Source organism: Arcicella sp. GW821-FHT09D11, assembly GCF_059416265.1.
In genome coordinates this window covers 783681-793798 of the sequence record NZ_JBWKOV010000002.1, presented here as the reverse complement: position 1 = coordinate 793798, position 10118 = coordinate 783681, and the positions used below count along the sequence as shown (strand labels likewise).

8 protein-coding genes are annotated in these 10118 nt (G+C 35.0%); 5 read left to right on the top strand and 3 right to left on the bottom strand.

All coding sequences use genetic code 11. The annotated features are described in order from the left end of the window. Positions 1-474 precede the first annotated feature (474 nt). The 4 genes from AC07N0_RS08495 to AC07N0_RS08480 all read left to right on the top strand — a co-directional run bounded on the left by AC07N0_RS08495 (position 475) and on the right by AC07N0_RS08480 (position 3506). Positions 475-1053: an RNA polymerase sigma factor gene (locus AC07N0_RS08495; protein WP_492802204.1), complete on the top strand. Its 579-nt coding sequence runs from the start codon at positions 475-477 to the stop codon at positions 1051-1053. 85 nt (positions 1054-1138) lie between these two features. Further along, on the top strand, positions 1139-2344 hold the full coding sequence (locus tag AC07N0_RS08490) for a hypothetical protein (protein ID WP_492802203.1): 1206 nt from the start codon (positions 1139-1141) through the stop codon (positions 2342-2344). Positions 2345-2452: 108 nt separating this feature from the next. Continuing rightward, the gene (locus AC07N0_RS08485) at positions 2453-3121 is read left to right on the top strand and encodes a hypothetical protein (protein ID WP_494588831.1); all 669 of its coding nucleotides are present in this window, start codon (positions 2453-2455) and stop codon (positions 3119-3121) included. A 139-nt stretch (positions 3122-3260) separates the two neighbouring features. Beyond that, complete coding sequence (locus AC07N0_RS08480) at positions 3261-3506, top strand: acyl carrier protein (protein WP_494588830.1); 246 nt, start codon at positions 3261-3263, stop codon at positions 3504-3506. Positions 3507-3594: 88 nt separating this feature from the next. Here the strand turns inward: AC07N0_RS08480 and AC07N0_RS08475 are convergent, their stop codons facing one another. The 3 genes from AC07N0_RS08475 to AC07N0_RS08465 all read right to left on the bottom strand — a co-directional run bounded on the left by AC07N0_RS08475 (position 3595) and on the right by AC07N0_RS08465 (position 7814). Further along, the gene (locus AC07N0_RS08475; RefSeq protein ID WP_494588829.1) at positions 3595-5805 is read right to left on the bottom strand and encodes a TonB-dependent receptor; all 2211 of its coding nucleotides are present in this window, start codon (positions 5803-5805) and stop codon (positions 3595-3597) included. 66 nt (positions 5806-5871) lie between these two features. Then, entirely contained in the window at positions 5872-7137 is a 1266-nt protein-coding gene (locus tag AC07N0_RS08470; protein WP_494588828.1) for a sensor histidine kinase, read from the bottom strand. Continuing rightward, on the bottom strand, positions 7134-7814 hold the full coding sequence (locus tag AC07N0_RS08465) for a response regulator transcription factor (protein ID WP_494588827.1): 681 nt from the start codon (positions 7812-7814) through the stop codon (positions 7134-7136). The genes AC07N0_RS08470 and AC07N0_RS08465 overlap by 4 nt, the downstream gene beginning before the upstream one ends. Positions 7815-8268: 454 nt before the next feature. Here AC07N0_RS08465 and htpG point away from each other — a divergent pair, with 454 nt between their 5' ends. Next, the gene (gene htpG / locus AC07N0_RS08460; protein WP_494589094.1) at positions 8269-10086 is read left to right on the top strand and encodes a molecular chaperone HtpG; all 1818 of its coding nucleotides are present in this window, start codon (positions 8269-8271) and stop codon (positions 10084-10086) included. Positions 10087-10118 lie beyond the last annotated feature (32 nt).

The window sequence follows — 10118 nt, the reverse complement described above, 5'->3', positions numbered from 1 at the left end:
CTCGTTTCAATCGTCGTTCATACATTTGATATTGCAAAATGATGACGTGCCAAGCTTTTATTTATTGCTTATCTGAGGCATATTAATGTGCCAAACTATTTACTTTCAATTACTTACATTACAAAAAGCCATTAGTAATCATCTAAAAAAGAGAGGAAGAGCTTTATTTTTCATGTCAGGAATGAATATCCCCCTCAAAAAGCATCCAAAATTGTGCCAAATAATTAAATTTAGCAACTATTTTTAATCCTAGAGCAGGATGTTTAAACCCATAAATTTAGCACCCTTTTAATTCATAAAGGGGCTTGATTAGATTTTTTTAAAATAATTTTTTGTTAGTGGCTAAAAACGTTATTTCAGTTTTTGCTTTTCAGTGGGAAATTTATCGGGCATGTTAAGATAGATATTTGATAAACTATCAGGTAGTGGATACTGTTTCGTTGAAAAATATTTTTTTTCAACTTTTTTTTTCAATTGAAGCAATATGAAGAAAATAATTGGTGTATTCTATTACAGATGAGGACAGAACAACTACTACATATACTAAAACAGTGCCGAAAGAACGATCGAAACGCACAGCGAGAGCTCTATGAAAGCTTTTATAGGTATGGCTTATCAGTATGTATTCGTTATGTAGCAGACCTTGATACATCTAGAGAATTATTAAATGATGGTTTTATGAAAGTATTTACCAATATAGATCAATATAAGCCCGATTATCCTTTCGTGAGTTGGTTCAAAAGAATTTTGGTAAATACATGTATTAACCATCTTCGTAAATCGCATCAGGAAATACCTACTGCCGAATTGGTTGAAGCGTCGGAAATGGGGATGGAAATGGATTTATTTGGAAAGTTTTCGGTGGAAGAAATTGCTACCCTCATTCAGCAACTACCTCCTGCTTATAGAACTGTTTTTAACTTACACGTTATTGAAGGATATGAACACAAAGAAATAGCCGAAATGCTGAATATTTCAATTGGCACTTCACTTTCTAACCTTCATAAGGCTAGAAAAAAATTACAAGAACTGATTTTAACTAATAATTTTTAATATACACACTAATTATCTGTCATTAATGGATGAACGAGCATCCTCTAAAACGATAATTATCTTTGGTTAATAAAGCACTGAAATCATGGATGAACAAGATTTTGACCGACTGTTTGGTTCGCAACTTCCCAATTTTGCGGGAAGTGATTGGCGGGAAATGGAAGGGCGTTTGGAAAGAAACGATTTAAAACGGAAACTGACCCGACTGATGTGGGCGATACCATCAATAGCCACTATTATGTTTGGTGTTTCGGCAGTGTTGTATCATTACTTAAACCAAACCCAACAAAAAGTAAAAGAATTAGAAAATAGGTTAGTAGCAGTACATTCAAAGTATTTGAGCAAACCTGATACTATTTTCCAAAAAACAATTGTTTATGATACGATTTACCAAAAAGTATTCGTCACCAAAACAATCGTACAAGTACCCAATACCACTGAAAAATTTACCAATAACCAAGACAAAGCTTACTTCGAAAAATATGATAATAAAACTACTGGAGAACAATCTTTTATAGAAAGAGAAAAGTATATGGGCATGAATAAACTGAATTTTAAAAGCCCTATTTTATCTACTTCATCTTTGGATAAAAAAAATATGATTGAATCTTTCAAATCAGTAGCAATGGAGGAGGATTCATTAGTAGCTGAAAATCATTTCTCGGTCATTCCAAAGTCGGTCTCAATTGGTGCATTAGGCGGTATTCAAATACCAATTGGTAATTTTTTAGAACGCGGCGGAGGGACTCAAATTGGATTAAGAACCGTTCTGGGCTATCATAATAGCAAAGGTTTGGAGCGTTGGGGAGTAGTAATTGATTTACAGAAGAACGATTTATTCTTTGAAAATCATAAAGAAGATGGCTTTAGCCCTTTTGATGGTGGTCCTCAGCCTGTAGTTGGAGGCGGTGGTGGCAAAAAGCCTTTCAAAAAAGTAGATGTACCTCAATTTTGTGCTTATCAAGTTGGGTTGGGGCTACGATACAATTTGTTATTTAATCAAAACTTCAAACCATATTTTGGAGTAAACTGGAGCGTGCAAATACCTAATCAATATAATATCAATTACTATTATGAAGACCCAACGAACAATCAAAGTGCCTCTAACAAACAAGCATCCATTGCGAATTTGTTAGGAGGCAACGTTGGGGCAACGTATCAATTTTCAAAACATTTAGTAGCTAGTGCAGAAATACATTATCAGACCCAAGCATTAAAAAACCCTAATCCTTTAGATGCTCCTGCTACTTTAGGTGCTAGGCTTGGACTACTTTATAGGTTTGGTAATTAAGTTTTAAATTTTCACATATTATGAGTTTTCGTGCCTGATTTTTCTTTAAAAATCGGGGGTGTATATCTTTTTGTCAAAAATAACCACTATTTGTTTATAGTATAAAAAATGAAGAACAGTCTGATTAAAGTATTGACATTAATGTTTGTTTTAGCTTTTGTTTTTAAAGCACAAGCTCAGAATACCACTAATAATGAACCCATTTTTGGGACGGTAGTCGTAAAAAAAGTATCAAGCGATAGTACTAAAAAGCCTTTTAATATTTTCAAGCCAGCTTTTTTAAGACTTGGTTTAATTGGGGGAAGTATCATTTCATTCGATGGCGGACGAAATTCAGTGGGGGGAATGCTAGGACTAAGAGCCGAATATGGCATTTCAAATCGTTTTTCAATTGTTGGTCAACTTCAACATAACGGAGGAAGAGTTGAAGATATCACAGAAGCTCAGGCATCTTTAGGATTAAATTGGATGCCCTTCAAAAGCAAACGTTTACAACCTTACGTTGGACTTGGAGTAGGTATTGGTGGCGATGGCTTTGGAAGATATAATCGCCGAAGATTTGGAGCAATGCCATCATTTGATTTCGACAATAATGAAAGAAGACATCATGCGGAAGGTTTTGGTTTGGTAAGAACAGGCCTCAACTATGTAATAGCACGCCGACTTATCGGAACACTAGAAGCAAATTATCAAATGCCTTTTCAAACAGAAGGCTCGAATGGGAACGCTAATATTGCCTTGGGTTTATCGTACCAATTCGGAAGAAATAAAAAATAGCAACACAAATTTGGTTTTACATAAACGGTTGGGGCTATTGCCCCGACTGTTTCTTGAAAGCTTAGAAAATTGTGCTTTGTGCAAGATATAACACAGTTAAATATCAAAAGTTTGTTTTATCATACTAACTCTTTTCATTATGAATACTTCAGTCTTAACCACCATTCAAGGTTTTTTAACAAAAACGTTTTACGTAAAACCACATAGGGTAAAGCCCTACACTAGAATATATGAAGATTTAGATTTGAATCAGATGGAGTTTCTAGAAATGGTGATGATCATTGAAAACGAATATCATGTACAATTGGCTGATGGAGAATTAGGTAAGTGCAAAAAAATTAATGACCTCGCTACGATGATTGAGCGGGCGTTAGGAAGAGTATGAGAGTTTTTTTCATAGATGTAGAGTTTAAGTGAATTGGAAACGCCATAAAGAATCTTATGGCGTTTTTTGTTTTTTTATATGTTTAAACCTACAGTTTATACTTCAAAGCTAAATTAACGATTGTACCTTCTTGTGGTGCCCAGATAGGCTTAAATGATGGATTCTGAGGTGTTCCTGACACAACGCTCTCATAATCTGACTGTTTGGTGTTCAATACATTTTCAGCATTTAATATCAAACTTAGGTGGTCTCCAACTTTACGTTCGATGGCTGCTGCCCAAAAACTATAATCTTTCACTCGTTGGTTATCGTACAAATATTGACTCCCTACAAAACTACTTTCTATGCCAAAACGCCATTTATTTTCTACCGTATACGCCAATGTCAATGAAAATTTATCTTGCGGACTGAAAGGCAAATAAGCCGATTCGCCTGAGCCTGAACGTTTGGCAATGGTATGGTTATACCCTAAATAAAATTCAATGGCATCATATTCTAGTCGTAAATAGGTATCTGTACCAATGCTGTTAATATCATAATTTGCATTGGTCAAGCGAGTTTTATTATTACCACTGATTGAAGCCTCTGCAACGACGGGGTTCGTAATATTGGTATAATAAAAGGCTTGGTCTAATTGTACGGAAAATTTTTCCCCAATATGAGTAGAATATGCCACATCTATATTACTTCCCACAGAATGTTCTGGTTTTATCCCCACATCTAAAGGACTGAGGTTCCAGTAGTTCACACTAGTAACACTGTTTGCAGGCGTTTGGTTAGCAAACACATTAGGCGTTTTATAACCTGTTCCCACACTCCAACGAACGGTAAAATGTTCAGAAGGCTTAGTCATCAATGAAATACGAGGCAATACAAATGTGCCAAAAACATTATGCTTATCTACACGCAAACCTGTTTGTAATGAAAGTTTGGGGAATAACTGCCAATCGTCCTGAGCAAAAAAACCAATGGTGTTGTATTGATAACTTACTAGCTGAGTACTATCGAGTTGAGGTTTATTGAAATTCTCTAAGGTAAAGTTTCCACCTAAAACTAGCTTATGTTTACCTGCTACTAAATAGTTAGAGATTTCGGTATATGATGACGTTTGGTTTGCCTTGAAGAATTTACTTTGTTCTGTAAAGTTTCTGCTAAAATCACTAATTGCTCCCTTAATTGTAAAAGTATTGTTGTCAGAAAAAGCATGATTAAAATTATAATCAACCGTATGGCGTTGAAAATCGTTAGCGGAAACAAAAAGCGGACTTGTATTATTTTCTTGGTTTACGGCATCAACCACTCCCCCCGCTCTTTTCTCCGTAATAAATGAGTATCCAACATTCACTTTGCTTTTGTCTGAAATGGTATAGAAAAAGCGTGGGTGAAACGAAAACTGCTTGATTAAAGGACTATCTGAAAAACCATCTGAATTTACATCAACTGCTTTTTGGTCGGTCACGCCTGCAAAAACTGTCATACCAAATTTGCCAAATTTCTGAGCGTAATAGGTATTCAAGTTAGTCTCTTTTAAGTTACTTCTATTTAAAACACCCGTAAATTCTGGGGTTTCAGAGGTCGGTGTTTTTGAAACAATATTAATCATCCCTCCTATTGCTCCACCACCATACAGGGTAGAAACAGAGCCTTTTACTACCTCTATTTGTCGCAAATCTAAAGGTGGAATTTGCAACACGCCCAAATTACCCGAAAAGCCTTCAAAAAGCGGAATGCCGTCACGTAAAATCTGTGTATATTTTGAATCTAAACCTTGCATTCTAATGGCTTGATTTCCATTAGTTGGCGAAGTTTTTTGGATATGAATAATGGAAATATCCCCCAGAATACTAGCGACATTTCCCGGCACTACAGCACTTTCTTCATCCATATCTTCTTGACCCAGTACCTCCACTTTTATAGGTAAATCTTCAATACGAGAATTGGTTCTGCTAGCTGTAACCGTTACTTCTTCCAAGTCTTCTTTAGCGGGTGAAAGGGCAATTACAAAAGGTTGTTTGTCATCACTAAGGGGTAAAGTAATCTCAACTTGTTTTTTTTCATAGCCTATAAAACTAGCTTCAAAAAGCTGTTTGCCCGCAGGAAGGTTTTTTAGTATTACTAAACCATTCACATCTGCTGAGCCACCAATTGCTTTTTTTGTGTTTAGTAAGCGAATGCTCGCTCCGATGAGGGCTTCATGATTGGTAGAATCTTCTAATTTGAAGCTAATATTGATGTCTTGTGCAAAAATTGTTGAAGAGAACATCATCAACAAGCATAGCAATAAAGGTTTGTGTTTCATTTGAATCCATTTTTTTGAACAAACCTAGGACATGAATTTGGAGGAAATTTGAAGACAGAAACTTGATTACCATTTCACTTCAAAAATATGCTCGTTTTCAGCTTCATTAAATTGATAGGAAAGCGTCAAGCCATAGTATTCTGCTATTTGATGCACAATGGCTAGTCCTAAACCCGTAGCTTCGGGATGATTAGGATGTTTTACAAAACGCAAAAACAGTTGCTCAACAGGAAAAGGCAAGGCTTCGCCTTTATTTTTGATAATTAGTTGGTTTTGGTGTAAAATACAGCTAATCTCCCCATGCTTTTGGTTGTACCGAATGGCATTTTTTAATAGATTGCCCACTAAAATTTCTGCTAAATAAGGATTTATCAATAAATATTGGTTGTCCTGAATTTCCTTCTTGATGACAATCCCTCGATGTTCCGCAAAAGCCTGATAAGTATTCAATAGACCTTTTACTAACATACTCATATCTACAGCTACAGCCTCTGAAAACTGATTGTTTTCTATCTTGGTGAGCAATAATAAAGATTTATTCAATTGCGAAATCTTTTGAAGTGCTTCGGTAGATTTCTGAATATGCAAAATTTCTTTTTCAGGTAAATTCTTTGACTGCAAAAGGGTTTCTAGCTCTAAAGAAATAACCGCAATAGGCGTTTGAATTTCGTGAGAGGCATTTTCGGTAAATTGTTTTTGCAAACGAAATTGTTTACCGATACGCTCTATCATTAATTGGAGTGTCTGGCTTAGCAAATTAAATTCTTCAGTAGCTTCGGGCTGAAAGAAAGTTTCCGATTGTTTATTAATTTGATATACCCTTAGCTTGTCGATAATGCCATTAAAAGGCTTCCATAATTGACGATAAACCATAAAGTTGAGGAGCAACATCAGCAATAACAATCCTAAAAAACATAGCCCTACGCCTACTGATAATTTTGCCGCAATTTCTTCAAACTCTTCATAAGGCTGCTTCAAGGTAACTAAAAAATTATGTCGTGGTGTGGCAACACTCCCTTTCAAAACCCTGATGGCTGTTTTATGGTTTTCGCGTAAATCTATTTCGGTAGAATCCATCAAATAAGGTTTTATGTTGATAGATGCTGGAATGATTGCTAAGTGGGGATTATCATCAATCGTTAGCAAATTGAACTGGCTAGGAGGAAATTCATTTAGCCTTTTTTGGACTACTTTAAAATGCGAAATTAATAATTCATCTATTTCGTGTAAGGTAGACTTATGAATAAACCAGTTGAGCATCAGCACACCGAAAATGGCAATCGGCAAGGATGCTAAACTTAAATAGAGTGCTGTTTTAAGGAGTAATTTCATGATTTTTCTGAAAAAATATAACCTGCGCCATATCTAGTTTTTACATAATCTGGACAGCCCTTTTCGATAAGTTTCTTACGAAGATTTTTGATGTGGGTATAAATAAAATCGTGCGAATCGGCCAAATCCATGGAATCGCCCCAAAGATGTTCGGCAATCACAGACTTCGAAAGTATTCTATTCTTGTTTGAAATAAAGAATAGTAGCAGTTCGTATTCCTTGCCCGTTAGCTCTACTATTTCATCTTTAACACTTACTTGTTGGTTATCAGGAGAAATACTAATCACATCAAAAACTACTTTCGTTTTTCCATCAAATAATCTCCTCCTCAACACTGATTTAATTCTGGCATTCAGTTCAGATAAATGAAAAGGCTTTGTTAAATAATCATCTGCTCCCAAATCAAGACCAGTCAATCTATCATCCAACGAATTTTTAGCAGACACGATGATGATGCCTGCGGTTGTATTACGTTTCTTTAATTCACGAATAATCTCAAGCCCGTTTCCGTCTGGTAAGGTAATGTCTATTACCAAGCAATCATAATCGTAATCATTTACTTTCTCAATGGCTTTGTGAAAAGTAGCAACTGATGAAACGATATTGCCTTCTTGTTCTAAAAAAGATTGCATCGATGCCAACAGTGAAGGTTCATCTTCAATAAGTAAAATTTTCATTTTTCCAGTGTTGATTGACTCACAAGTTATTAAATGTTTCTGAAGGAAATCTGATTTTTAAACTTAATAAAGGCTCAATTTAAGGTAATTGGGAGCAATAATAGTAGGAAGACAAAAACCCCATAGCCAGTAAGCCATGAGGTTGGGAGTATGTTAGTGCACATAGTTAGATTGTTTTACAAATATGAAGACTTTTTATCAAAATTAAAATACGTATTTATACCTATTTAAAGAAAAAAGATTTTTAACGTAGCAAAAAGATTTTACAAGAGGTTTTTTAAAAAATCATTAAAGTGGTTTTACTACCTAATATCAATAGAAAAACCTTTTTCAGGTTATTAATTATCGCTTTATCCTGCCAATTTGACATTTTGTATTGCCTTGGAACTGTATTTGTAAATATTCACTTTAGTAGAGTTTAAAATGTTTTAAGCTAAAAAATGACAAAATGACTATGCAAGAAAAAGGTAATATCTCGATTCATACCGAGAACATTTTCCCGATTATTAAAAAATTCCTTTATTCTGACCATGAAATATTCCTTCGTGAGTTAGTGTCAAATGCTGTTGATGCTTCGCAGAAAATTAAAAGATTAGCTTCAATTGGTGAATATTCAGGTGAGTTAGGTGAATTGAAAGTTACGGTTTCTTTCGATAAACAGGCAAAAACCATCACCATTTCGGATGCTGGTTTAGGGATGACGGCTGATGAAATCAAAAAATACATTAATCAAATTGCTTTCTCGGGTGCTACCGAGTTCGTAGAAAAATATAAAGATAAAGGAGATGAAAAAGCCATTATCGGGCATTTCGGTTTAGGTTTCTATTCTGCTTTTATGGTGGCTGAAAGAGTTGATATTATTTCAAAGTCATATCAAGAAGGTTCAGAAGCTGTAAAATGGACTTGTGATGGTTCTACTGAATTTGAAATTTCAGAGGCTACTCGCGATGCACGTGGTACTGATATTATTTTACACGTAGCCGAAGATTCTCTGGAGTTTTTAGAAGAATTTAAGTTGAAACAAATTCTTGATAAATACTGTAAATTCTTACCAATTGAAATTGAATTTCAAGAGAAAATCATCAATAATCCTTCGCCAATCTGGACTAAATCTCCGTCTGAATTAACAGATGAAGATTATCTTAAGTTCTACGAAGAATTATATCCTTTTGCAGAAAAACCTTTGTTCTGGATTCACTTAAATGTTGACTATCCATTTAATTTGACGGGGATTTTATACTTCCCGAAAGTAAAAAATGAATTACAGTTACAACGTGAAAAGATTCAGTTATACAGCCGTCAGGTATTTATTACTGACGAAGTAAAAGACGTTGTGCCAGAGTTCTTGATGCTATTGCATGGTGTTATCGATTCACCAGATATTCCTTTGAATGTTTCGCGTAGTTTCTTGCAGGCCGATAGTAATGTAAAGAAAATCAATTCGCATATCACTAAAAAAGTAGCTGATAAATTAGCGGAGTTATTCAAAACGGACCGTGCAGATTTCGAACAGAAATTTGATAATATTGGTTTGTTCGTAAAATACGGTATGATTTCAGATGAGAAATTCTATGACCGTGCGAAAGATTACTGTTTAGTTCAAAACGTTGACGGTAAGCATTTCACCCTAAATGAATATGCAGAGTTTGCTCAAGAAAATCAGAAAGATAAAAACGACGATGTAATTTACTTGTACACAAGTGATGTAAAAGCACAAGACAGTTTTATCCAATCTGCCAAAAAACGTGGATATGATGTATTGAAATTAGATTCTGTATTAGATAGCCATTTTATCAATCAGTTAGAAACGAAATTGGTAAAAACTAGCCTAAAAAGAGTTGATGCTGATACCATTGAAAAACTTATCGACAAAGGTGTTGCGGTAGATGTCGTACTTTCGGAAACAGAGAAAGAATCAGTGAAAAAGATTTTTGAAGAGGTAATCAACGATACAAGTAAAGTTGTTGCTTTAGAAGCAATGCCTGTTGACGAATTACCTGCCGTAATTACTCAAAACGAATTCATGCGTAGAATGAGCGATATGTCTCGTGCTGGTGGCGGAGGTATGAATATGTTCGGTTCAATGCCAAACAATTATATTGTTTCTATCAATGCAAACCATGCTTCAGTCGCTAAAATCCTTCAAACTTCGGATGTAGAAGAACAGAAAAAATTAGCTAAACAAGTATATGATTTGGCTTTGTTGTCACAAAATATGCTTACTGGTGCTGATTTAACTGCCTTTATTCAAAGAACAGCGTTAGCATTGTAATAATACAGATAATGATAAAAGCTCTGTTAGGA

Excerpts from the sequence above, each read along its gene's own strand:
- AC07N0_RS08490 (WP_492802203.1), top strand. The coding sequence starts at position 1,139 with ATGGATGAACAAGATTTTGACCGACTGTTTGGTTCGCAACTTCCCAAT.
- AC07N0_RS08485 (WP_494588831.1), top strand. The coding sequence starts at position 2,453 with ATGAAGAACAGTCTGATTAAAGTATTGACATTAATGTTTGTTTTAGCT.
- AC07N0_RS08480 (WP_494588830.1), top strand. The coding sequence starts at position 3,261 with ATGAATACTTCAGTCTTAACCACCATTCAAGGTTTTTTAACAAAAACG.
- AC07N0_RS08475 (WP_494588829.1), bottom strand. The coding sequence starts at position 5,805 with ATGAAACACAAACCTTTATTGCTATGCTTGTTGATGATGTTCTCTTCA.
- AC07N0_RS08470 (WP_494588828.1), bottom strand. The coding sequence starts at position 7,137 with ATGAAATTACTCCTTAAAACAGCACTCTATTTAAGTTTAGCATCCTTG.
- AC07N0_RS08465 (WP_494588827.1), bottom strand. The coding sequence starts at position 7,814 with ATGAAAATTTTACTTATTGAAGATGAACCTTCACTGTTGGCATCGATG.
- htpG (WP_494589094.1), top strand. The coding sequence starts at position 8,269 with ATGCAAGAAAAAGGTAATATCTCGATTCATACCGAGAACATTTTCCCG.